Source organism: Thermaerobacillus caldiproteolyticus, assembly GCF_015326725.1.
Lineage (GTDB): Bacteria > Bacillota > Bacilli > Bacillales > Anoxybacillaceae > Thermaerobacillus > Thermaerobacillus caldiproteolyticus.
In genome coordinates, this window is the sequence record NZ_CP064060.1 from 2,107,651 (window position 1) to 2,130,807 (window position 23,157).

At 40.9% G+C, this 23,157-nt stretch carries 28 protein-coding genes; 4 read left to right on the forward strand and 24 right to left on the reverse strand.

What is annotated here, in order from left to right; all coding sequences use genetic code 11:
• Window positions 1–10 precede the first annotated feature (10 nt).
• Entirely contained in the window at window positions 11–370 is a 360-nt protein-coding gene (locus ISX45_RS10545) for a DUF4190 domain-containing protein (RefSeq protein ID WP_181554425.1), read from the reverse strand.
• 153 nt (window positions 371–523) lie between these two features.
• Here ISX45_RS10545 and ISX45_RS10550 point away from each other — a divergent pair, with 153 nt between their 5' ends.
• The gene (locus ISX45_RS10550; RefSeq protein ID WP_181554426.1) at window positions 524–1,084 is read left to right on the forward strand and encodes a hypothetical protein; all 561 of its coding nucleotides are present in this window, start codon (window positions 524–526) and stop codon (window positions 1,082–1,084) included.
• Window positions 1,085–1,109: 25 nt separating this feature from the next.
• Here ISX45_RS10550 and ISX45_RS10555 read toward each other — a convergent pair whose 3' ends face one another.
• The 4 genes from ISX45_RS10555 to ISX45_RS19640 all read right to left on the reverse strand — a co-directional run bounded on the left by ISX45_RS10555 (window position 1,110) and on the right by ISX45_RS19640 (window position 3,677).
• On the reverse strand, window positions 1,110–1,532 hold the full coding sequence (locus ISX45_RS10555) for a zinc uptake transcriptional repressor Zur (protein WP_194518942.1): 423 nt from the start codon (window positions 1,530–1,532) through the stop codon (window positions 1,110–1,112).
• Between the two features lie 4 nt (window positions 1,533–1,536).
• Complete coding sequence (locus tag ISX45_RS10560) at window positions 1,537–2,370, reverse strand: metal ABC transporter permease (RefSeq protein ID WP_194518943.1); 834 nt, start codon at window positions 2,368–2,370, stop codon at window positions 1,537–1,539.
• 16 nt (window positions 2,371–2,386) lie between these two features.
• A complete protein-coding gene (locus tag ISX45_RS10565; RefSeq protein WP_181554429.1) occupies window positions 2,387–3,145 on the reverse strand; it encodes a metal ABC transporter ATP-binding protein in 759 nt (252 codons plus the stop codon).
• A gap of 388 nt (window positions 3,146–3,533) precedes the next feature.
• Window positions 3,534–3,677, reverse strand: a complete 144-nt coding sequence (locus ISX45_RS19640; RefSeq protein ID WP_228485536.1) for a hypothetical protein — start codon at window positions 3,675–3,677, stop codon at window positions 3,534–3,536.
• Between the two features lie 399 nt (window positions 3,678–4,076).
• Between ISX45_RS19640 and ISX45_RS10575 the strand changes: the two genes are divergently transcribed.
• Window positions 4,077–4,337 carry a DUF2624 domain-containing protein gene (locus ISX45_RS10575; protein WP_181554430.1) on the forward strand — a complete coding sequence of 87 codons (261 nt, stop codon included), beginning with the start codon at window positions 4,077–4,079 and terminating at the stop codon, window positions 4,335–4,337.
• A 113-nt stretch (window positions 4,338–4,450) separates the two neighbouring features.
• On the opposite strand, the gene ISX45_RS10580 is transcribed toward ISX45_RS10575, so the two are convergent.
• The gene (locus tag ISX45_RS10580) at window positions 4,451–5,347 is read right to left on the reverse strand and encodes a deoxyribonuclease IV (RefSeq protein ID WP_181554431.1); all 897 of its coding nucleotides are present in this window, start codon (window positions 5,345–5,347) and stop codon (window positions 4,451–4,453) included.
• A gap of 30 nt (window positions 5,348–5,377) precedes the next feature.
• A complete protein-coding gene (locus ISX45_RS10585) occupies window positions 5,378–6,685 on the reverse strand; it encodes a DEAD/DEAH box helicase (RefSeq protein WP_194518944.1) in 1,308 nt (435 codons plus the stop codon).
• A 179-nt stretch (window positions 6,686–6,864) separates the two neighbouring features.
• Here ISX45_RS10585 and vrrA point away from each other — a divergent pair, with 179 nt between their 5' ends.
• Window positions 6,865–7,377 carry a VrrA/YqfQ family protein gene (vrrA, locus tag ISX45_RS10590; protein ID WP_194518945.1) on the forward strand — a complete coding sequence of 171 codons (513 nt, stop codon included), beginning with the start codon at window positions 6,865–6,867 and terminating at the stop codon, window positions 7,375–7,377.
• 91 nt (window positions 7,378–7,468) lie between these two features.
• Window positions 7,469–8,419, forward strand: a complete 951-nt coding sequence (locus ISX45_RS10595) for a 4-hydroxy-3-methylbut-2-enyl diphosphate reductase (RefSeq protein ID WP_194518946.1) — start codon at window positions 7,469–7,471, stop codon at window positions 8,417–8,419.
• Window positions 8,420–8,470: 51 nt separating this feature from the next.
• Here the strand turns inward: ISX45_RS10595 and ISX45_RS10600 are convergent, their stop codons facing one another.
• The 17 genes from ISX45_RS10600 to ISX45_RS10680 all read right to left on the reverse strand — a co-directional run bounded on the left by ISX45_RS10600 (window position 8,471) and on the right by ISX45_RS10680 (window position 23,156).
• Window positions 8,471–9,592, reverse strand: coding sequence for a Nif3-like dinuclear metal center hexameric protein (locus ISX45_RS10600; RefSeq protein ID WP_181554435.1), 1,122 nt, complete (start codon window positions 9,590–9,592; stop codon window positions 8,471–8,473).
• Window positions 9,589–10,293, reverse strand: a complete 705-nt coding sequence (locus ISX45_RS10605) for a tRNA (adenine(22)-N(1))-methyltransferase (RefSeq protein WP_194518947.1) — start codon at window positions 10,291–10,293, stop codon at window positions 9,589–9,591. Before ISX45_RS10605 ends, ISX45_RS10600 begins: the two co-directional genes overlap by 4 nt.
• A gap of 84 nt (window positions 10,294–10,377) precedes the next feature.
• Window positions 10,378–10,740, reverse strand: a complete 363-nt coding sequence (gene cccA, locus ISX45_RS10610) for a cytochrome c550 (protein ID WP_181554437.1) — start codon at window positions 10,738–10,740, stop codon at window positions 10,378–10,380.
• Window positions 10,741–10,879: 139 nt separating this feature from the next.
• The gene (locus tag ISX45_RS10615; protein WP_194518948.1) at window positions 10,880–11,407 is read right to left on the reverse strand and encodes a hypothetical protein; all 528 of its coding nucleotides are present in this window, start codon (window positions 11,405–11,407) and stop codon (window positions 10,880–10,882) included.
• 78 nt (window positions 11,408–11,485) lie between these two features.
• Window positions 11,486–12,610 carry an RNA polymerase sigma factor RpoD gene (gene rpoD, locus ISX45_RS10620; RefSeq protein ID WP_181554439.1) on the reverse strand — a complete coding sequence of 375 codons (1,125 nt, stop codon included), beginning with the start codon at window positions 12,608–12,610 and terminating at the stop codon, window positions 11,486–11,488.
• Between the two features lie 33 nt (window positions 12,611–12,643).
• Entirely contained in the window at window positions 12,644–14,446 is a 1,803-nt protein-coding gene (gene dnaG / locus ISX45_RS10625; RefSeq protein WP_194518949.1) for a DNA primase, read from the reverse strand.
• A 30-nt stretch (window positions 14,447–14,476) separates the two neighbouring features.
• Complete coding sequence (locus ISX45_RS10630; protein WP_181554441.1) at window positions 14,477–14,932, reverse strand: YaiI/YqxD family protein; 456 nt, start codon at window positions 14,930–14,932, stop codon at window positions 14,477–14,479.
• A 247-nt stretch (window positions 14,933–15,179) separates the two neighbouring features.
• A complete protein-coding gene (locus ISX45_RS10635) occupies window positions 15,180–15,980 on the reverse strand; it encodes a pyruvate, water dikinase regulatory protein (RefSeq protein WP_181554442.1) in 801 nt (266 codons plus the stop codon).
• A 13-nt stretch (window positions 15,981–15,993) separates the two neighbouring features.
• Entirely contained in the window at window positions 15,994–16,623 is a 630-nt protein-coding gene (locus ISX45_RS10640; protein WP_267240215.1) for a transcriptional regulator CcpN, read from the reverse strand.
• A 141-nt stretch (window positions 16,624–16,764) separates the two neighbouring features.
• Entirely contained in the window at window positions 16,765–17,520 is a 756-nt protein-coding gene (gene recO / locus ISX45_RS10645; RefSeq protein WP_181554444.1) for a DNA repair protein RecO, read from the reverse strand.
• Between the two features lie 29 nt (window positions 17,521–17,549).
• A complete protein-coding gene (locus ISX45_RS10650; RefSeq protein ID WP_181554445.1) occupies window positions 17,550–17,693 on the reverse strand; it encodes a YqzL family protein in 144 nt (47 codons plus the stop codon).
• A 105-nt stretch (window positions 17,694–17,798) separates the two neighbouring features.
• Entirely contained in the window at window positions 17,799–18,707 is a 909-nt protein-coding gene (gene era / locus ISX45_RS10655) for a GTPase Era (RefSeq protein WP_194518950.1), read from the reverse strand.
• Window positions 18,700–19,083 carry a cytidine deaminase gene (locus ISX45_RS10660; RefSeq protein ID WP_194518951.1) on the reverse strand — a complete coding sequence of 128 codons (384 nt, stop codon included), beginning with the start codon at window positions 19,081–19,083 and terminating at the stop codon, window positions 18,700–18,702. The genes era and ISX45_RS10660 overlap by 8 nt, the downstream gene beginning before the upstream one ends.
• Before the next feature lie 103 nt (window positions 19,084–19,186).
• Window positions 19,187–19,543 (reverse strand): diacylglycerol kinase family protein, encoded by a 357-nt coding sequence (locus tag ISX45_RS10665; RefSeq protein ID WP_194518952.1) that lies wholly within the window; start codon window positions 19,541–19,543, stop codon window positions 19,187–19,189.
• A gap of 3 nt (window positions 19,544–19,546) precedes the next feature.
• Entirely contained in the window at window positions 19,547–20,017 is a 471-nt protein-coding gene (ybeY, locus tag ISX45_RS10670) for an rRNA maturation RNase YbeY (RefSeq protein ID WP_181554449.1), read from the reverse strand.
• 2 nt (window positions 20,018–20,019) lie between these two features.
• On the reverse strand, window positions 20,020–22,125 hold the full coding sequence (locus ISX45_RS10675; protein WP_228485537.1) for an HD family phosphohydrolase: 2,106 nt from the start codon (window positions 22,123–22,125) through the stop codon (window positions 20,020–20,022).
• A gap of 68 nt (window positions 22,126–22,193) precedes the next feature.
• Window positions 22,194–23,156: a PhoH family protein gene (locus tag ISX45_RS10680; protein ID WP_194518953.1), complete on the reverse strand. Its 963-nt coding sequence runs from the start codon at window positions 23,154–23,156 to the stop codon at window positions 22,194–22,196.
• Window position 23,157 lies beyond the last annotated feature (1 nt).

Consider the following 23,157-nt stretch of genomic DNA (forward strand, 5'->3'; position numbering starts at 1 on the left):
CTTTTCTTATCTAATAATAAAACGGTAAAATAAACAATTTAACAATAATCGATACAATCCCGATACCGATTGCCCAAGCTCCTAACGTTTCGGCACCGCGTCGACGTGCGATAAAGCCGACAATAATCCCTGTTGCTCCTAAAATAATCGGCATCATAAACAGGGAAAGGATAGAAATAACAAGCGCTACCCAACCAATGCCTCTTCCGTTTGCTCCTTCAACATCATCTCTTTCTTCTCTCCGATTGTAATCACGAATCGGATCTGCTACTTCTGTCGCTGTTTCTTCCATGAAATCATGTTCTTGATCTACTCTTCCTACCGATGGCACGTAACTTTCATTGTACGTGCGATTGCGATCATCTACCATGTTGTTCCCTCGCTTTCCTTAAGTAAGGAGCATTTATTAGTATGGAGAGTCATTCGAAAATTATAAATGCGAATGTTTTCATGACAAGGAAAAACACGATGAATATGCTACAATATAGAAGAAGGACATCATCAAAGGAGTGCATAAAGAAGCATGAAAAAACGACTCGGAATCGATATCGACGGAACAGTCACATGTCCAAGTACATTTATCCCTTATTTAAATCAATCCTTTCGAAAAAAGCTGACGCTTCATGATATTACACAATATAACTTAGCTCCCTTATATGATACGACAGAGGAAGAAATGGACAAATGGATGGAAGAACATGAAGCAAGGATTTACGAGCGCGCTCCGCTTGCTGAACATGCGTTAGACGTCATTAACAGCTGGAAGGATCGGTATGAATTATTTTACATCAGCGCGCGAGGAAAGCATTTATTTGATATTACCGAAAAATGGTTTAAAAATAACGGCGTTCATTATCATCATATTGAGTTGGTCGGCTCTCACGATAAAATCGAAGCGGTGAAAACATACAACATCGCTGCTTTTTTTGAGGACAAATATGATAACGCCTGCGATATCGGAGAACAGTGCAATATTCCTGTTATTTTATTTGATACCCCGTATAATCAAGGTCCTCTTCCGAAACAAGTAATCAGAGTGAAGAATTGGATTGAAGCAAAGCAGCATATTGACGCTCTTTTATAATCAACATCAAAGGGATATCTCTTCGTTACGAGATATCCCTTTGACATTCTGGACATTTTCCATATATCTCAAACTTGTGACCAGATACTTCATATCCTTGTAAGCTTTCCATTAACTCATCCATTGGGCAAGTGGCAATTTCTTTCGTCTTCCCGCATTCCATGCAAATAAAATGGTGATGATGATAGACGGTACTACATTTAAAACGAAAATGCTTTTCCCCGGATAATTCTGTCATTTCTAAAATTCCAAGTTCGACAAATAACGATAAATTGCGATAAATCGTATCAAAACTTAATCCCGGGTAATCATCTTTTAACGCATCTAATACATCTTTTGCGGTCAAATATTTGTTCGTATTCGCAAATAGCTGCAACATATCTTCTCGTTTGCCCGTATGCTTAAACCCTTTTTCTTTCATCAATTGAATCGCTTCCGCCACATTCATTTTCTTATCCCCTTTTCCACTTTTTCCATATCATCGTCATAAGTAAAATGAGTACGGCAAGCATCACAATCGTTCCGCCTGGTGCTAAGTCTAATTGATACGATAACAGCAATCCAGCAATAACCGAAAGTTCTCCAAATAAAATGGAATAACCGATCGCTTGTTTAAACCCTTTTGCGATACGAATGCTGGCGGCAACCGGTAACGTCATTAGAGAAGAAACAAGCAAAATGCCGACGATTCTCATTGATGCTGCAATAACTAGTGCGACGAGAATAATAAATACAAAATGAATCAGCTTTGCTCGAATTCCGGAAGCTACCGCATATTCTTCATCGAATGAAAGCAAAAACAACTCTTTATATAATAGTGAAATTGTCACAATGACTACAGCTGTAATCGCCAAAATAATCCATACATCTTGGCGGCTGACCGCGCTCACGCTGCCAAACAAATAGGAAAATAAATCGGTATTAAACCCGTCTGCAAGCGAAATGAAAATGACACTGAGCCCAATCCCTCCTGATAAAATAATCGGAATCGCTAGCTCCTGATAATGTTTGTAGACGGTCCGCAATTTTTCAACTAATAAGGAACCGACAACGGAAAAGGTCATTCCCATGTAAAGTGGGCTCACACCGACAAATGTCCCGACTTTTTTTTGCAGCAATAAACTCGCAGCAATTCCTGCAAGCGTCACGTGGCTAAGCGCATCAGCAATCAGTGATAAACGGCGAACGACGATAAATACTCCTAATAACGGGGCAACAATGCCAATTAGTATCCCTGCAAAAAATGCATTTCGCAAAAACTCATAATGAAACATCGCTTGAATCATTGTCGTTGCTCCTTCATCAATGCTGATGGGAAAGCACATAAAGAGGGTGGCCGTAAAAATGCGACAGCTCCTTCTCCTGCAGTTCAGCAAATTCTTCCGCTTTCCCATGAAAATATAAATGTTTATTTAAACAGGCAACATGGGTCACTTTTTCAGTAATCGTGCCGATATCATGCGTCACTAATAAAAGAGTAATACCAAGGTGACGGTTTAACTCATCAAGCATGGCATAAAAATTTTGCACATGATGAACATCGACACCGACCGTTGGCTCATCTAAAATCAGCAACTCCGGCTTGCTCACAATCGCCCGAGCAATAAAAACGCGTTGTTGTTGACCGCCGGACAGCTCCCCGATATTTTGATGACGGAATTTGCTCATTCCAACCGCTTCAATCGCTTCAAGCACCGCCTGTTTTTCTTTGCTCGTGAAAAAGCGAAATAAGCCAAGCTTCGCCGTTAACCCGCTAGCTACAACTTCATAAACGGTTGCTGGAAATCCCGTGTTAAAACTGTTCGCTTTTTGCGACACAAATCCAATGCGATGCCAATCCTTAAACGAAGAAACCCGCGTGCCGAACAAGTAGATATGGCCTTTTTGCGGCTTTAATAGTCCTAAAATACACTTTAATAACGTTGATTTCCCGGAACCATTCGGACCGACTAATCCGACAAACGCTCCTTTTGGAACGGAAAACGTAATATCCTCTAACACGTTTTCCTTTTCGTAACGGAACGATACGTGTTCAATCTTCAATATATCTTCGCCTTTCATAGCGTTCCCACCTGTTTTTTATGAAATATAAGAATGATTACGATTTATTTACAAATGTAGTATAGCTGAAACGAAGTCATTTGTAAACGACACCGCTCAGTGAATAGCAGATTTACATTTTGCGCCTCTTGCTTCATACGTACTCATGATCGTAATCCATGCTTTCATGGGTAACATTTTGTGACCTCTAATCGTGGTGCAGCTGCCCTTCCCACGCTCCCCGGCTCAAAGATTGCAAAATTACATCTGCTATTTCTTTATAATGATCGAAACAATAATCGTCGCTTTCGTTTCATCTAATTCCTGGACCACCATCAATCGTTTTAAAAGCAATGCAATACGCCATGAATACATTGCTTGCTCTAGTACAAATACAAACTCTGCCCAACTAAAAATAAAAATTCAGAAACACAACAAATTCACCAATAGAAAACGGCAGCTTTTTCGCCAGTAAAATTTCTGTTCCATCTAAAAAAACGCCGTGGTCAATCACTAGACCAGCACCTAGCGCCAATCCACCAAACAAAGTCACTTAAAACCGGCTCTTTTGTGAATGGCTCAAAATGAGGAAAGAAGTCGCTCTACTGCCGCACATGGAATAATCCTAAAAATAGAGGAAAACAAAATAAATTTTCAATTTGTTTATATCTATAGTACATAAATGGAGCATCAATAACACAACAAGATGCCAAGAAATTCAAGAACGACCAAATGGTAATCTAAAATACGTCGGTGAATTGATTCTCGCCAGCACAGCAAGCGAAGCGCCAATAACAATGAACAAAAGGCGATACAGGTGATGTGAATACTTTCCTTTTCATGTTATTTCTGTATCCAAAAAATATCCTTCTTTTTTACTCATCGCTTTATTATAACATAGCACCTCATTTTCTTGCCTCTCATACGATACATAGTAAGGAGGGAGCGAATCATGAATATTTACCAACAAATCATTAATCAAAAAATCAAAACGATTACCCCTGAGGAACTTGTATCGTACAGCCGCGATTACGGTATTTCATTAACAATGGAAGAAGCAAAAAAAATTATTCATATTGCACAAAATCGGCAAATCAATGTGTTCGACCCGCAAGAACGGAAGAAATGGATAAAGGAGCTTGCGAAAATTACGTCTCCGCAAACAGCGAGACAAGCGAATGAGCTGTTTTTAAAGTTCATAAAGAAAAAGTAATCAGAAAAGGGCAAGGTCATCCTAGACGGCTAAAACAATCGTTCCTCAATCGTAAAAGATACTTATTTTTAAAAAGGGCCTTTCACCATGCGTGAAAATGCCCTTTTCTCCCTTTATTGTTCATTCATGATTTTCGTCAGAACTTCCTCGTCAAATGTTTGTTCACGTAACATTGCAATTTCAAACTTATACGGTGGCTTTTTGTTGTTTTTATCTTCCCCAACATACGGCGTTTCTAAAATTTTAGGAATATCAGAAAGCTGCGGATGATGGACGATATAGTTTAACGCTTGAAATCCGATATGACCGAAACCGATATTTTCGTGGCGGTCTTTTCGGCTGCCGCGTGGATTTTTACTGTCATTAATATGAAGAACTTTTAATCGTTCAAGCCCAATGATTTTATCAAATTCTTCCAATACCCCATCAAAGTCTTCGACAATGTTGTATCCAGCATCATGGGTATGACATGTGTCAAAACAAACCGAGAGCTTATCATTGTGCGTCACACCATCGATAATTTTCGCCAGCTCTTCAAAGCGGCTGCCGCACTCCGACCCTTTTCCTGCCATTGTCTCTAAGGCAATTTGGACATTTTGTTCACGCGTTAACACTTCGTTTAACCCTTCAACAATTTTGCGGATTCCAGCTTCGACTCCTGCTCCGACATGGGCACCGGGATGAAGAACGATTTGTTTCGCACCAATGGCCTCTGTTCGCTCAATTTCCGAGCGTAAAAATTGAACACCAAGCTCGAATGTAGCCGGATTTGTCGTATTTCCAATGTTGATAATGTAAGGAGCATGAACGACAATTTCGTCAATGCCATGTTCTTTCATATGAGCAAGTCCAGCTTCGATATTCAGCTCTTCAATTTTTTTTCGTCTCGTATTTTGCGGAGCCCCTGTGTAGATCATGAATGTATTCGCTCCATAAGATACTGCTTCTTCACTGGCACCCAGCAGCATTTTTTTGCCGCTCATTGATACATGCGAGCCAATTTTTAACATTCCCCGTCTCCCTTTCTATCCGGTTCCGCTTTATTTTTTCTTTAAGCGACGCAACCGTTTTTTCTGTTTTTCAATTTCTTCTTTTAGCTTTTTCTTATAACCCGGTTTTACCTTTTTCGTTTTTTTCAACTTGTTGACAAGTTGCTCGAGCTCTTCATCTGTTTTTTCGCGCTTTTTTCGCTGGTTCCATGGCGGAAGCTCAACCCATTCTCTGCGCACAAGATCACGATGAAGAAAATCAATTCCCATTTTCTCCAGTTTCGTTAGCGCATCTTGGTCGGATGGTTCGTAAATGGTGGTGGCAATTCCTGTGTAGCCTGCACGTGCTGTACGTCCAACGCGATGCACATAAAATTCTAAATCGTGCGGCAGTTCATAGTTAATAACGTGGCTCACTCCTTGAATATCAATGCCTCGCGCAGCTAAATCCGTTGCGACAATATATTGAAACTCTAGATCACGAATTTGCTTCATCATTCTTTTCCGCTCTCGTGGCGTTAAATCACCGTGTAAAACTCCGACTTTCAATCCTTTTTCGCTTAGCGCGTCCACTATTTCATCAGCCATTTTTTTCGTATTCGTAAACACAATTGCTAAATACGGATTATACGAAATAAGCATGTCATGCAACAAATTCAATTTATCGCGGTGACGGAGTGGCACAAGAATATGTTCAATCTTTTCCGCTGTGACTTGCTTCGGAGCAACATGAACATATTTTGGGTTTTCCATATACTTTCTCAAAAACGGTTTTAATTTTTCCGGAATTGTTGCTGAAAACACTAACATTTGTAAATCTTTCGGCATTCTTGCAGCAATTTGATCGACATCAACAATAAAGCCCATATCTAACATCATATCTGCCTCATCGACAACGAGCATTGAGGCTGTATGAACAAAAAGCACTTGTTCGCGAATAAAATCATTAATTCTTCCCGGCGTCCCCACAACAATATGCGGCTGCTTTTTCAGCTTTTCCATCGCCTTTTGTTTATCTGTTCCTCCAACAAAGCAACGTGCCACAATTTGATGATCACTTGGACAAAACTTTGTAATTTTTAGTATTTCATGGTAAATTTGTGTGGCAAGCTCTCGCGTCGGAGCGGTGATCACTGCCTGCACTTCCAAACGGTGCGGGTCGATTTTTTCAATAATCGGCAATAAATACGCATGCGTTTTTCCCGTTCCTGTCTGCGATTGACCGATGGCGCTCTCACCGCGAAGGATACTCGGAATGAGCCGCTCTTGAATTTCTGTCGGTTTATAAAAATTGAGTTCTTTAATCGCCTCTATGAGAAAAGGTTGAAATGAAAACCTCTCAAATAATGTTTCCTTCACACGCCCTGCTCCTTTCTATAGACGTTGTCCCCTTCATAACCCGATTTACCATTATAGCTGATTTTCACTATTCGCCGCAACATTAGGCACTTGTCTAAACGAAAAACACTTTTTGTGATGTTCGCATAATGTATGTAAAGAAGCATTGTTTATGCACATTGCCTAGAAAGGAGGAAAAAATGATGATTCGTAGACCCCCAATGTTTCCCCCTACACCGGCTCGTTCATTTCCGTTAATGAACGCATCATTTCCGACCCAGCCTATTCAGCCGCGTCCAGGACTTGGTGGCTTTTTAGCAAGACTATTTTCCCGAGGACAACCAGCCCCTCCTGTTCCTCATGGGTTCATGATGCCAACCCTTCAAAATGCTGCTACTAACGTTGCTGCCAACACCGGAGGAGGTCTTGGCGGCATACTAACAAATGTCCAGAGAATGCTGGGCATTGCCCAAAACGTTGTTCCGATGGTGCAACAATACGGTCCGCTTGTCAAAAATATCCCCGCAATGATGAAAATATGGAAAGAGCTCAAAACAACGAACGAAGAAGAAAACGAAGAAAAAGAAGAAAAACAAGAAAAGAAAAAAAAGACATCCTCATCCGTTAAACGCGATATTCCAACCGCTAAAGCAACTGATCGAGAAAAAACAACAAAAGAACCAAAACCATCTAAGCCAAAACTGTATATTTAGTTCTTCTTTGTATTCTCCTTCTTTCTCCGCTATAATGAAAGAAGGCACTCAAAGTACTCTCTCCGTATAGCGGAGCGAAGGAGGAACAAAAATGGAAGTCATCAAAATTACGCCGCGTGGCTATTGCTACGGGGTTGTCGATGCGATGGTCATTGCAAGAAATGCTGCGTTAGACCCAACATTGCCGAGACCGATCTATATTTTAGGAATGATCGTTCATAATAAACATGTTACCGATGCTTTTTCGGAGGAAGGCATCATTACTCTCGACGGAGAAAACCGCTTAGAAATTCTTGAAAAAATTGATAAAGGAACGGTCATTTTTACCGCTCACGGCGTTTCTCCTGAAGTAAAAAAACGCGCTCGAGAAAAAGGGCTTGTCACTATTGATGCTACATGCCCGGATGTAACAAAAACGCACGACTTAATTCGCGAAAAGCTGGCAAGCGGCTATGAAGTTATTTATATCGGTAAAAAAGGCCATCCGGAACCAGAAGGAGCAGTCGGCATCGATCCAACACGCATTCATCTTGTTGAAACAGTCCATGATGTCGAGCAATTAGCCATTCAGAGCGAAAAAATTATGGTCACCAACCAGACAACGATGAGCCAATGGGACGTTGCTCATATTATGGAAAAAGTAAAAGAAAAATATCCGCACGTCGAAATGCATAAAGAAATTTGCTTGGCAACACAGCTTCGTCAAGAAGCCGTCGCAGAACAAGCAAAAGAAGCGGATGTTACAATCGTCGTCGGCGATCCTAAAAGCAATAACTCGAATCGTCTTGCTCAAGTGTCCGAAGAGATTGCAGGAACAAAAGCTTACCGCGTGGCGGATGTAACAGAAATTGAGATTGACTGGATAAAAAACGCCAAAAAAGTGGCGGTGACTGCTGGTGCTTCGACGCCGACGCCAATTACAAAAGAGGTCATTGCATTTCTTGAGCAGTTTGATCCAAATAATCCAGAGACATGGAAACGTGAACGAAAAGTACCCCTTCACAAAATCTTGCCAAAAGTAAAAACAAAACAGGAAAAATAAGAAAGCAAGAGCCGATATTCTTCGGATAGACAGAATATCGGCTTCTCGTTTTTATAAAAAAGTAAACGGATCCGTATGTACTTGTGAAACATAGACAGTTGTTGCAAATTTTTGTTGAGCGAACTGTTGCTCCAAAAAGCGGGCCACTCCTTGCTTCATCACCTTTTCGACGTTATGTCCCGGATCAACAATATTTAATCCAAGCATCATCGCATCATGGGCAACATGATAGTAAACATCTCCTGTTACATAGACGTCGGCACCGCTGAACTTCGCTTGCGAAATATACTTATTGCCATCTCCGCCAACAACGGCGACTTTATTTACTTTGTCTTGCAAGTTCCCCACTACGCGCACTGCTGGAACATCAAGCGCTTTTTTTACATGCTCGGCAAACTCAGCAAGCGTCATCTCCTCACGTAACCGTCCGAGTCGACCTAATCCAAATGTACGCCCCTTATTTTCTAATGGATAGACATCATAGGCAACTTCTTCATATGGATGAGCTTTGAGCATCGCTGTAACTACCTTTTTTTGCAACGAAGCCGGGAAAATTGTTTCAATGCGTACTTCTTCGACTTTTTCAAGCGTTCCTTTTTCACCGATAAACGGATTCGCCCCTTCTTGCGGCAAAAACGTTCCAATGCCGCGGCTATTAAACGTACAATGACTGTAATTTCCAATATGGCCTGCCCCTGCATTGCCAAGCGCTTCGCGAACCGCATCGGCATGCGTATCCGGTACATAGACAACTAATTTCTTTAGCGCTTCCTCGTACGTAGGAACGAGTACCTCGACTTCTTGTAACCCGAGTGCTTCTGAAAGCCAGTCATTTACTCCGCCTTCAGCAATATCTAAATTTGTATGAGCGGCATAAATGGCAATATCATGCTTCATGCATTTTGCAATGATGCGCCCTTGCGTTTGGTCGGTAATGATATGTTTAACCGGACGATAAAGCGGCGGATGATGGGCGATGATTAGATCGACTTTGTTTTCAATCGCTTCATCAACCACTTCTTCTAATACATCTAATGTAATCATGACGGTATGAATTGGCTTGTTGAGCGTGCCAATCTGTAAGCCGATTCTATCACCTTCCATTGCCAAATGCTTCGGAGCAAATTGTTCAAATAGCTGAATGACCTCATGCCCGTTTGGTATTTTTTTCATCGTAACGCCTCCTCAACAATGCGAATTTTTCGTTCCAACTTTTGTTTTTTCGCCATACTTTCGGCAGTTGTTGCTTTTTCCGTTAATTGCGCTACAATCTGTTTCCAATGGGCGACTTCTTGCTCCCATTTTTTCAAAAATACATCATTTCTCTCTTTCATAAGAAACGGTCCTAATAGTATTTCTGCTTCGATGTTATCATACGGTTTTTTGCCATCGCCTTTTTCTGCTACTAATACTTCGTAAATTCTTCCATCCTCCTCCAAAATGCGTTCGGCGATTAGCTCCCAATCATTGTCCATCAACCACTGACGAACGACGTGGGAACCGATATTTGGCTGTAAAATTAATCGCTTCACTCCGGCTAGTTTTTCTTTTCCAGCTTCTAAAATATTAGCTATCAGTGTCCCTCCCATCCCGGCAATCGTAATACAATCTACTTCCTCTGGCGCAATAACTTCCAGACCATCTCCTTTTCGTACGGAGATGACATCACTTAATCCCGTTTTAGCAACTTGTTGTTTGGCAGATCGAAATGGCCCGTCTGCCACTTCCCCAGCGACTGCCATTGTAATATATCCTTGTAAATAAGCATAACAAGGCAAATACGCATGATCGGAACCGATATCAGCTAACTTCGATTGCGTCGGAATAAAAGAAGCAACCGTCTCTAATCGTTTTGATAAACGTAACTCATTCATCTTTTTCACCACAACTTCATTAGTTCTTTTGTTTATTTTATCACAAACAAAAAATCCCTTCACCTAAGGTGAAAGGACCTTTTGTTATTGTAATTTCGAAAGCCATTTTGCCATTTCATCAGCTTTTTCCGGCGGCACAAGACCTGAAGGCATGTTGCCACGTCCATGTTGAATGACATCTTTAATTTGATCTAACGAAAGCCGTTTGCCCACACCTTTTAACGACGGACCGACGCCACCTTCATAGTTGGCACCATGACAGGCGCTACATGTTTGTTTATAAAACTCTTCCGGGCTCGCTGCAGCCGCTTGCTCCGTTTTTTCTCCACCTTTTTTCTCTTTCGCAAGCTCGTCCATATCGCCGAGACCTTTAAACGAAAGGGCAAGCATAAGACCAATCCCAAAGACCATAATGAGCGCAAATGGGATCAATGGATTTCGATTCATGTTTTTTACCTCCCTTATGTATAACGAGCTCTTTAAAAAAATGTAAACGCTACAAACAATTTTATTTTACTGTAAATTACCGAGAAGGAAAAGCCCTAATTATCATCTTATGGAAAATCGTCACAGAATAAAAGCCAGCTTAGAAAAATAGTGAGGCGCACAGCAATCCAAGTCCAGCAATGCCTGATATCGTGAAATAGAAAAAACGAAAGCGAATCCCGATCACCATCCATAATAGACAATTTAAGAAAATCACCACAGCTACGATAGCTTTTTCTTTCGGAAAATAATAATCACATGCTTGCACGGAAGCAAGGAGCAACAGAAATGCCCCGCTAATAAGCGGAAGATGGATGAGTTTTCGTTCCTTCGCCCACAACCAAACTGCCACCATACATACAATGAAAAAAAGAAACAAAAGGAGCATTTGCAAAACGAATGACAATTCAGTAAAATAAATGACAAGAATACTTATTGGAAACAATAGACAAATCATACTTATGAATAAAAGATGGATAAGATTGAATCGGGAAATATGGGATCTGTTGCTAGCAAGCCCTTCTGTATAAAGGGCCAACAAATAATCGCAATATTGTTTTGGAAGAAGACGAGAGCGCTTCCAATATTCAATTTCTCTTATAATAATTTCGCGTCTTTTTTCATTCATACTCATCGGCCTTTCCTAGAAATAAAAAATAGTTTACTTCTATTGTAAGAAGTAAACTATTCATTGTAAATTAAATTGTTATTCTAAAAAGTCTTTTAATCGCTTGCTGCGGCTTGGATGACGCAATTTCCGAAGCGCCTTTGCTTCGATTTGGCGAATGCGCTCGCGAGTAACACCAAACACTTTTCCTACTTCCTCAAGTGTACGCGTGCGCCCATCATCTAAGCCAAAACGTAAACGAAGCACGTTTTCTTCACGGTCTGTGAGCGTATCTAATACATCTTCCAGCTGTTCTTTTAAGAGTTCATACGCAGCATGTTCAGATGGAGAGGTCGCATCTTGGTCTTCAATAAAATCGCCTAAATGCGAATCGTCTTCTTCACCAATCGGCGTTTCGAGCGACACAGGCTCTTGCGCGATCTTTAAAATTTCGCGCACTTTTTCCGGTGTTAAATCCATCTCTTCGGCAATTTCTTCTGGAGACGGTTCGCGGCCAAGGTCTTGAAGCAGCTGTCTTTGCACGCGAATGAGTTTGTTGATCGTCTCAACCATGTGAACAGGAATGCGAATGGTCCGCGCTTGGTCAGCAATGGCGCGCGTAATCGCTTGACGAATCCACCATGTCGCATACGTACTAAATTTATAGCCTTTACGGTAATCAAATTTTTCAACCGCTTTGATTAAGCCCATGTTTCCTTCTTGAATTAAGTCAAGAAACAACATGCCGCGACCAACATAGCGTTTGGCAATGCTGACAACAAGGCGAAGGTTGGCTTCCGTTAAACGGCGCTTTGCTTCTTCATCGCCTTGTTCAATTCGCTTGGCTAGTTCAATTTCTTCTTCAGCCGATAGTAGCGGAACTCGCCCGATTTCTTTTAAGTACATACGAACCGGATCATTAATTTTGACCCCGGGTGGCACCGTTAAATCGTTTAAATCAAATTCTTCTTCTTTTGTTAAATCGTCTATGTCTGGATCGGTGTCCAAGTCAGATTCACTAATGACATCGATACCTTGCTCAGCTAAGTATTCATAATATTCATCCATTTGATCAGAATCAAGATCAAATCCAGACAATCGCTCGGCAATTTCTTCGTACGTTAAAATGCCGCGCTTTTTTCCCAGTTCTGTTAATTGTTCTTTCGCTTGTTCTAGTGTGACATTAGAGTCAACTTGTTTTGAGCGAGCTGATTTTTCAGCCATTTTGTTACCCCCTTCTAAAGCTTTACAACAACGTCACGAAATTGATAATTGTTTTTTCATTTCAATTATTTCTTTGGCAATGCGGGCAGCTTTCAAAAAGTCTTTTTTCCGTTCTGCCTCGATTTTTTCCTGTTCTTTTTCCTTTAGCATTAACCATTTTGGGTAATTCAACACATGTTTGATATAATCGTTTAACTCTTGAGTAGAGATTTCTTCGTTAATAAGAAGCATCGATAGCTCTGTTACAAGCGGCTTTAAATGATCAGGCACACGCGCAATCAGCAAGCTAACATCCGGCTCGTTTCCTTCCTCGTAAAACGCATATACATACGCAGCAATGGCGCGATGCTCTTCAATGTTGAACTCTCCTTGAATCGCTTGCTGAACAGTCAAGGCAACATCTCGGTTCCGAAGCATATGGGCAAGCAATATTCGTTCAGCGTTTTGAAAAGCAGGAAGAAGTTTTTTAGGCAGCGGTTGTCGCGTTGCTACCCGTTCCCGAGCGTCATCGTTATGTTTGTCTTTCGTTTTTTTATAACGCTCCAATTGCTGCTGCAAAGCAGATAATGAAAGGGAAAATTCGTTTGCTAATTGTCGTAAATAGTAATCTTTTTCAATCGGATTGGTCAATTGGCTAATTTCTTGTAGCACTTCTTCAATGTAGCGGATTTGGTCACTTTCATTCTGTAAATTTTTCCCTCTGCGCAAATACGCCATTTTAAACGCCATAAAGGAGTTGCTCGCTTCAATAACGTCACGTTGAAATCGCTCTGAACCGTACTTTCTTATATATTCATCTGGGTCCAGGCCATCAGGAATTGTAGCAATCTTCACATGACAACCTGTTCCAGACAGGAGTTCCGCTGCGCGAAACGTTGCTTCAATTCCAGCTGTATCACCGTCATAGCAAATGATGACGGATTCGACATTTCGTCGAAGAATGCGCGCTTGATCTTCTGTTAAGGCTGTTCCCATCGTCGCAACGGCATACGCCACTCCAGCTTTTATCGCGGAAACAACATCAGCAAATCCCTCAAATAAAACCGCTTCTTGGCGTTTTCGAATATGTAAGCGCGCTTGGTGAAAGTTATATAAAATTTTTCCTTTATGAAAAATTAACGTTTCGGGACTATTTAAATATTTTGGCTGTCCTTCTCCTAACATTCTTCCAGAAAAAGCGACCGTTTCTCCATGATGGTTATGAATCGGAAACATAATCCGGTTGCGAAACCGGTCAAAATAGCTCCCGTTCTCTTTGCGAATAACGAGCCCTGCCTTTTCCATCAGTTCAAGAGAAAAACCGCGTCCCGTTAAAAACTTTACGGCAAAATCCCATGAATTCGGCGAATAACCGATTTCGAATTGCTCAATAATTTCACGCGTCCATCCGCGTGCTTGCAAATAGTCAAATGCCGCTTGTCCTTCTTTTGTATTTAAAAGCAAATGATGATAAAATTTCTTTAGAAGCTCATGAGCTTCTATCATTTTCTTCGCTTCATTCGCGCCCGTATAGCTTTCGCGTTGATCGTCTAACGCTAAATGAGATAGGTCAATATTTGCTCTTGATGCTAATCGCTTGGCTGCATCAATAAAAGATATTCCTTCTATATCCATGAGAAACGAAAAGACGTTTCCTCCGGCACCGCAACCAAAACAGTGAAAAATTTGCTTTTCAGGAGAAACGGAAAACGACGGCGTTTTTTCCCCATGGAATGGACACAAACCAAAATAGTTACGTCCTTGTTTTTTCAGCTGTACATAGTCACTAATGACATCGACAATATCTACAGAACGACGAATCGCTTCAATCGTTTCTTCGGGAATGCGGTATCCCATATCAACAGCTCCATGTTAATTATTCTCGACCTATACGGAATTTCCTGCGAGTTTCGACAAAATTTTTTCGAAACCTTGTAGAAATACACGACGTTCCTCGTTTGAGAAACGTTTTGCCCCCTTCTGGTATATCCCTTGCCTTCGCTGTTTCGCTTGAAGATAGCGAAGATGAAGAATATTGTCCATTTCCCTTTCTTCATACACTTTTCCTCGCGGCGAAATCACATAGATGCCGCGGTTTACCAGCATGCTCGCCAACCCGATATCTTGGGTCACGACAACATCTCCTTTAACAGCGCGGTTCAAAATATATAAATCGACCGCTTCTTTTTCTGTATCCACGTATACCCATTTCATTTCTTCAGAACGAGAAACATGGTTATACGAAGATACAAACACACTTAGTATATTATATTTACGAGCGAGCCAGAAAATTTCACTTTTTACTGGACAAGCATCTGCATCAACAAAGATTGTTGGTTGCAATCCGTTATGCCTCCTAATATTCTACATCGTTCACAAAAATCCTGCTTTTCCCTCCTATATAAAAAACGAATTTTGTCGAAAAAGATTTTTTTGTTCCCCTTGACAAGTAGCTATAAATAGTTTACTCGCTCTATATGTACTCTAAACCTATTTTGTTCATTTTTATCACAATTTTTTATTATAATACAAATGGTCAGAATATGCTATAGAAAAGTAAAAAAGCACAGTTCACGATATCGTGAATGTGCTACAATTTTCTTTTTTTCATAATAATGTTAGCAGTCTCTTCTACTGCCTTGTTCGTTACATCAATGACATCGCAGCCAATTTTTTTGATGACTTCATCAAAATAATCAAGCTCTTCTTTAATTCGATCCATATTGGCATAAATGGCTTGATCGTTCAATCCAAGCGATTTGAGTCGCTCACGGCGAATGGAAATCAATTTTTCCGGGCTGATTTTCAAGCCGAAACATTTTTGTGGCGATACTTTAAATAGTTGTTCCGGCGGTTCTACTTCCGGTACAATCGGAACGTTGGCGACCTTCAATCGCTTATGAGCTAAGTATTGGGAAAGCGGAGTCTTCGATGTGCGTGAGACACCGACTAGCACAATATCCGCTCGCAAAATGCCGCGAGGGTCACGTCCGTCGTCATATTTCACAGCAAACTCAATCGCCTCGATTTTTTTGAAGTAGTCTTCATCCAACACACGTACTTGTCCCGGCTCATAGCGCGGCGTCATGCCAAACAAATCGCGCATTTTTTCAATGAGCGGTCCGATGATGTCATACGCCTCCACACCTTCACGCGCAGCTTCTTCAATAAGAAATTGACGCATTTCTGGCACAACAAGCGTAAATGCAATAATCCCTTTATTCATTTTTGCAAGGGCGACAACTTCCGCTAATGTTGTTTTATCCTCTACATATGGCACTCGCTTTAATTGGATGAGTGAACTATTAAACTGGCTGGCTGCCGCTTTCACCACTAACTCTGCGGTTTCTCCTCCTGAATCAGAAACGACGTATACGAAACGTTGGCTCATCTCCATCCCCTCTCTACAACAAATCGTCTTTCGCTAGAGAAACGAAAGCTTTCGTCATATTTGTTTTAGTAATTCTCCCAATTACTTCGTAGCCTTTTTCTGTTTTTTTCACGACCGGCATCGCATCAATTTGTTTTTCAATTAGCCTCTCGGCGACATCAATGAGCAAGTCGTCTTTATAACAAACCGTAATATTTGGCATTCTTGTCATAATAATATTCACAGGAATCGTTGTTAACTCTTGTTTGCCGATACTTGCCCGCAACAAATCTTTTCTTGACAGAACGCCAACTAATAGCGACTCGTCATCGACGACAAACAACGTTCCGACATCTTCAAGAAACATTGTCACAATCGCATCATATACGCTGACATTTTCATTGACTACGACCGGAATCGATTGGTAATCGCTGACTTTAATTTTTTTGATCTTGTCAGCAAGAAGTTGAGAACCTGTCTTTCCTGTATAAAAATAGCCGACTCTCGGCCTTGCTTCCAAATAGCCAGCCATAGTTAAAATTGCCAAATCAGGGCGCAATGTCGCTCTTGTTAAGTTCAATTTTTCGGCAATACTTTCACCCGTAATGGGACCATGATCTTTAACAATTTGCAAAATTTGCTCTTGGCGTTTATTTAGTTCTATTGTCGCTCACCACCTTACCAACGCTAATAGGCTATACTCATATGAAAATATTATAACTTAATGAAACGTTTTGCAAAGGAGAAATCGTGAAAATTCATTTTGTTCAAAAAAAATCAAGCCTGTTGCATAAACAGGCTTTGCTCACTGCAAATGATGTTTGAGTTGTTCCATTTGGGTTAAAAAACGTTTCGTTTTTAACATGAGCCCCGAATACTCCTCATAATAGGCGGAAATGACATGGTGCAGCTCTTTTTTTGTTTCATCTTTGACAGAAATTTTCCCTAATCTCGATAGATCGAGGTAATAAAATAGCCGTAATAGTTTCACCGCAGCTGGAGAAAGAGGCAAACGGTGTGGATCTTTCTGTTCACAACGATGGCAAAGAAATCCTCCTTCCTTAATGGAAAAAGAAAATTTCCCTTCCGTTCGCCCGCAAACAGCACATCGATCTAATGTAGGAGGCAATCCCATGACGCTTAACATTTTCATTTCATAAATGTACATTAGAATCTCTAAATCAAGGCCATCGTTCATATACTTTAGTGTTTGAAGAAGCAACTCAAACAAATAAGGATTTCTTCTCTGCTCTTCGGTCACTTTATCGGTCAACTCAACAATGTAAGAGGCGTAGGCGGTTGTAAAAATATTTTCGCGAATCGCTCGCATCGTGTCAACCACTTCACCTTGGTGTAAAACCCCGATTCCACGACTTTTTTGAATTAAATAATGGCCGTATGTAAACGGTTGGGTAACAGCAGAAAGGCGGCTGCTTGGCTTTTTCGCCCCTCGTGCCATTGCAGCCACCTTTCCCCATTCTCTTGTAAACAACGTGACAATTTTGTTGGTTTCTCCGTAATCAATGGTTCGAAGCACAATGGCTTCACATTTTTCAAACAACATTATCACCACCAAGCTGAAAAAGCAGCTTAGAAAATCGGCTGATCCATTTCGCTTACTTCATTTTCTTGTTCATCGCCATTCGGTTGATATTCTCTTTCAAGCTCTTTAAAAAGGAGATATGTGTCGATATTCCCTGTTTGGCTAAACAGCTTCCATGTGAATTCTAGCATCGAACCACACCTTTCCGCCCTTACAGCATAGCTTGTTATTCAATCTATTTATAGGTTGGTCTTGCTACGAAACGTTTATGTTACGTAAAATTTGCTAAATTTAAATTAATATTCATCTTCCCTAAATCCGAAATCGCGCAACTGCGACAGCTTATTTCGCCAATCTTTTTGCACTTTTACCCAAAGTTCTAAAAATACTTTCGAGCCAAGCAACGCTTCAATATCCATACGGGCACGCTGTCCAATTTCCTTTAGCATTCGTCCTTGTTTTCCAATAATAATCCCTTTTTGCGAATCGCGTTCAACAATAATCGTTGCGCCGACATACACGGTCTGGCTATCTTCACGCCGTTCGATCGTATCAACGACAACAGCGATTGAATGCGGAACTTCCTCGCGCGTTAAATGAAGCGCTTTTTCTCGAACCAATTCCGCAATAATAAACCGTTCAGGGTGGTCGGTCACTTGATCAGGCGGATAATATTGCGGTCCTTCCGGCAAATACTTTTTAATTTGTTCGATCAATGTTTCTACGTTGTTTCCTTGGAGCGCTGAAATCGGGACAATTTCAGCAAACGAATACAGCGATTTATAGTGGTCAATAAGCGGCAGCAATTCATCAGGATGAACTTGGTCGATTTTATTGACGACTAAAAAGACAGGTGTTTTTATTTCTTTAAGACGCTCAATAATAAACGCGTCTCCGCGACCGAACCCCTCTTCGGCATTAATCATAAACAAGATTAAATCAACTTCCTTTAGGGCGTTTTGCGCGACTTTCATCATAAAATCGCCCAATTTATGCTTTGGTTTATGAATTCCTGGTGTGTCGATAAAAATGATTTGTGCATCGTCAGTTGTATATACACCTTGAATTTTATTACGCGTCGTTTGTGGTTTATCGCTCATAATGGCGATTTTTTGTCCAATGACGCGATTTAAAAACGTCGATTTTCCAACATTCGGTCTACCGATAATCGAAACAAATCCTGATTTATATCCTTCTCTATTCATGCAAATCCTCCGCTAAAAATGCTTCTGATAGTAGTTCTTTCACAGTTAGTTCAGTTGTATCACCATTTAAATTTGCCAAAACCACCTTCATATCTGGTGGACATAATTCGGAAATGACTTGGCGACATGCCCCACAAGGCAGCACCAGACGATCGGAATCGGCAATCACCGCCAACGCCACGTATTCTCGTTCTCCTTCTGAATAAGCTTTAAACAACGCGGTTCGTTCTGTACAATTGCATACGCTATAGGCAGCGTTTTCAATGTTACAGCCGCGGTATACTTTGCCTTCCCTTGTCAATAAAGTGGCACCGACTTTACATTTTGAGTAAGGAACGTAAATATTCTCATGCTTTTTTGCTTCTTCAATTAGCAAAGGAGTAAAACTCCTTCTTTTTTATTTTACAATAAATTGATGAAAATTTCATCTCTCTTTACAAAAATGTAACAGAAAAATTAGAATTTTCTCATTTCATCACTTATATGATATATGGCAAAAAAATGATGATACCGATTATGACAGAGATCATTGCTCCTACTAAAACAGCGCCAGCAGCAATATCTTTCGCCGCTTTTGCAAGCGGGTGCAGTTCTTGTGTCGTTAAATCAACGACACGTTCTAGCGCCGTATTCACCATTTCTAAACTAATGACCATCCCTATTGTTACCAATAAAATGAGCCATTCCGTTTTTGAAATATTGACAATGAAGGCAGCAACAATGGCGATGAAGGCAAAAAACAAATGAACTTTCATATGCGATTCCTCTTTTATCGCCATCACGATTCCCGTCCACGCATAGACAAAACTTTTCGCTTCGCGTTTCCAACTTCTCATGTTTTATCTTGTTAACCCGTACTGCTCAAGGATTTGTTTTTGTTTTGCAAACATTTCTTTTTCTTCTTCCTCGGTTTCGTGGTCATAGCCCAATAAATGCAAAAAGCCATGAACCGCTAAGAACCCGAGTTCGCGCATGAACGAATGCCCGTATTCTTCCGCTTGCTCTTTAGCTTTCGGGACGGAAATCACAATATCACCAAGCACAGGCGGCAAATCAGCTCCAACAATTTCAACTTCTCCATCACTCATTTCCTCAAGTGCAAAAGAAATAACATCAGTGGGCTGGTCTTTGCCGCGATAGTCGCGATTGATGACGCGAATTTGCTCATTATCAACAAAGGAAATGCTCACTTCTGCCCCCTCAGAAACTTGTTCGATCTCGGCAGCATAATTCAACAACTGTTCGATAATCTTTCGTTGTTCTTCCGTTACTTCGTTTGTTTCGTCAATAAAATCAATGTGTAATTTCATGCTTATTTCACCTTTTCCTTTCGAATGTCTGGATATTCAATTCGCGAATGAAAGACGCCGTTGAGCGTTTCGCAAAGCGATTTAGCGACAAGCTCTAATTCCCTTAATGTAATATCACATTCATTGAATTGATTATCTTGAAGCCGGTCAGCAATAATGCTGCGGACAAGTTTTTCAATTTTCTCTTGTGATGGATTTGCTAGCGACCGGACCGCTGCTTCGACGCTGTCAGCAATGCTAATCACCGCTGCTTCCTTCGTTTGCGGTTTTGGTCCCGGATAACGGAATTCCTCTTCTAATACATAATCCATTTGTTGCGTCGCTTTATGATAAAAGTACTTCAACAGCGTTGTACCGTGATGCTGCTCAGCAATATCAATAATTTCTTTTGGCATTCGGTATTTTTTTAAAATAGCGACCCCATCTGTTACATGGGCAATAATAATATTTTTGCTTAATTGCGGCGATAATTGGTCATGTGGATTTCCGCCGATTTGGTTTTCAATAAAATAGCGCGGACGTTTTGTTTTTCCAATATCATGATAATAACAAGCCACTCGAGCTAACAAGCCGTTCGCCCCAATCGCTTCACACGCTGCTTCGGCTAAATTGGCTACCATAATGCTATGGTGATAAGTACCTGGTGCTTCCGTTAAAATTTTTCGCAGCAATGGGTGGTTAGGGTTCGAAAGTTCAATGAGCTTCATCGATGATAAAATTCCGAAGCTCGCTTCGAAAAATGGCAGCAAGCCGATAGTGAAGATCGCCGAGAAAAATCCTGAAGCAAGCGCCATTAATAAAAACATGCTCATTTCCATCATCGAATAATGGCCATTTTTCATCAATATCATCGCTAACATGACGACAATATTGATAAACGAAACGAAAAAGCCCGCTTGCCAAATTTTTGCTTTGCGCAGCTCTTTTTGTAGAAACAGACTTCCCGCTAAAGCGCTTGTTAACAAGTATACTGCGATGGAAGCGTGAAAGGTGCCGTTCATTCCTTCGTTAAATATCACACTCCCGCAGATCGAATAAATAACGCTCGTCATGATGGCAAGCCGTTCGCTCAATAAAATGCGGGTAAGCATCGTTCCGAACGCAACAGGGACGAGATAGCCGGTTGAAAAGGTGTCGCTTTCCGGAAGTAAACGAATCAGCTCCATAATGATAACAGTAATAGTAAAAATCGTGACATAAATCAATAAATACGTATTCGTTTGTTGACCATCATCGATCCACCGCGTAAAACCATAAATGATAGGAGCTATTAATAATATTACTAAAAGAAGAAGCCCGATAAAAGGCTGGATGGAGTGATCATTTTCCAACAATCCAACAAGCTTGAGCTGATGATAAATTTCGTTCGTAATAAATTGCCCTTCCTCGACAATAATTTGCCCTTGTAAAATTTTTACCGGTTTCACTTCATCCATTGCTTGTCTTCGCTTTTCTTCCGTAGCAGCGCGATCATAAATCACGTTTGGAATAATCGCTTCTTTTGTCAACTTCGTGACAATATCTTTTAAAGACGAGGGAAGCATCACGTATTTCAACTCATTTTGCACGCGCATTTTGGCTTTTTGCAGCTCTTCTTGTGTAATCGGCTCGTTCATAATGGAATGAACAGCTGTCACCGATGCTTCCTTTGCCACCCTTATTTCTTCACTTTTGGCAGTCAATAATCTTATCCACTCATCTTCAGATAAATACGTAAACCATTCTTGCGGCAAACGCTCCTTTAACTTCTTTATTATTTCTGAATCGTTTTTTAACGATCCCGTCTCTTCCTGAATGTCTAAAATCGTTGTAAATAACGATGAAATTAAATCAACACGATTTTCTGCATATTCCTTTTTTAATGTATAAACGTCTGTTACTTTCTCTGCTGCCTCTTTTTTCAGTTTTTCGGTTGTATCTTTATCTTCAATCGTAATCGGCGACCGAATCGTTTCCTTGGAAATATCAAAAGGGCGAATCGAGTATTGTTGCGGTTTCACATGATAATAAAGCACCGTAACCATAAGCAATGCCAAAAACGTCAATAAAATATAACGAATGATGCGCACATGTTTCACATGCTCAAGAAAAAAACGAATCCTCTCCAATGGTTTTCCCTCACTTTGCCTGCTAAAGAAATAGACCCATACAAAAGCACGATGGGTCTTTTCTTTCTTTATATCCCGGCTTGATCATAGGCTTGGATAATTTTCGCGACAAGCGGATGACGAACAACATCTGTCTGTTCCAAAAATACAAATGAAATATCACCGATAGCTGGCAGAATTTCTTTGGCTACCGCTAGCCCTGATTTGACTCCCTTCGGTAAATCGACCTGTGAAATATCGCCGGTAATGACCATTTTGGAACCGAATCCTAATCGTGTTAAAAACATTTTCATTTGTGCTGGTGTTGTATTTTGCGCTTCGTCTAAAATGACAAACGCATCCTCTAAGGTTCGCCCACGCATATACGCAAGCGGCGCAATTTCAATCGTTCCGCGTTCCACTAGGCGTTGCGTATGCTCTGCTCCCAGCACATCATGAAGAGCATCGTAAAGCGGACGCAAATACGGATCGACTTTTTCTTTTAAATCCCCTGGCAAAAATCCCAGACTTTCTCCAGCTTCCACCGCTGGACGTGTCAAAATGATACGCTTGACATGGCCACCTTTTAACGCATTGACGGCCATGACCACAGCCAAATACGTTTTCCCTGTTCCCGCCGGTCCAATTCCAAACACAAGGTCATGTTTTTTAATCGCTGTCACGTATTGACGTTGTCCTAGCGTTTTAACACGAATCGGTTTTCCTTTTGCATTTTTCGTAATCTCTTCTTCATATAGCTCGATGAAATATTCAAGCGTACCGTTTTTCGCCATTTGGATCGCATACATAACATCGCGTTCGCTAATGGCAATGCCTTTGCGAATGACGACTAATAAATGGCGCAATACGTCCTCAACGAGCTGAACGTGCTCTGGACTACCGGAGACGCTCACAAGCTCTCCTCTCGTCACAATGGAAACACCTAACTCTTGCTCCATTCGCCTTAGATGGACATCATGAATGCCAAAAAGTGCAATCGCTTCGTTTGCATTTTCTACTTGTTGGCTAATTGTTACGAACTCTTCTGACATC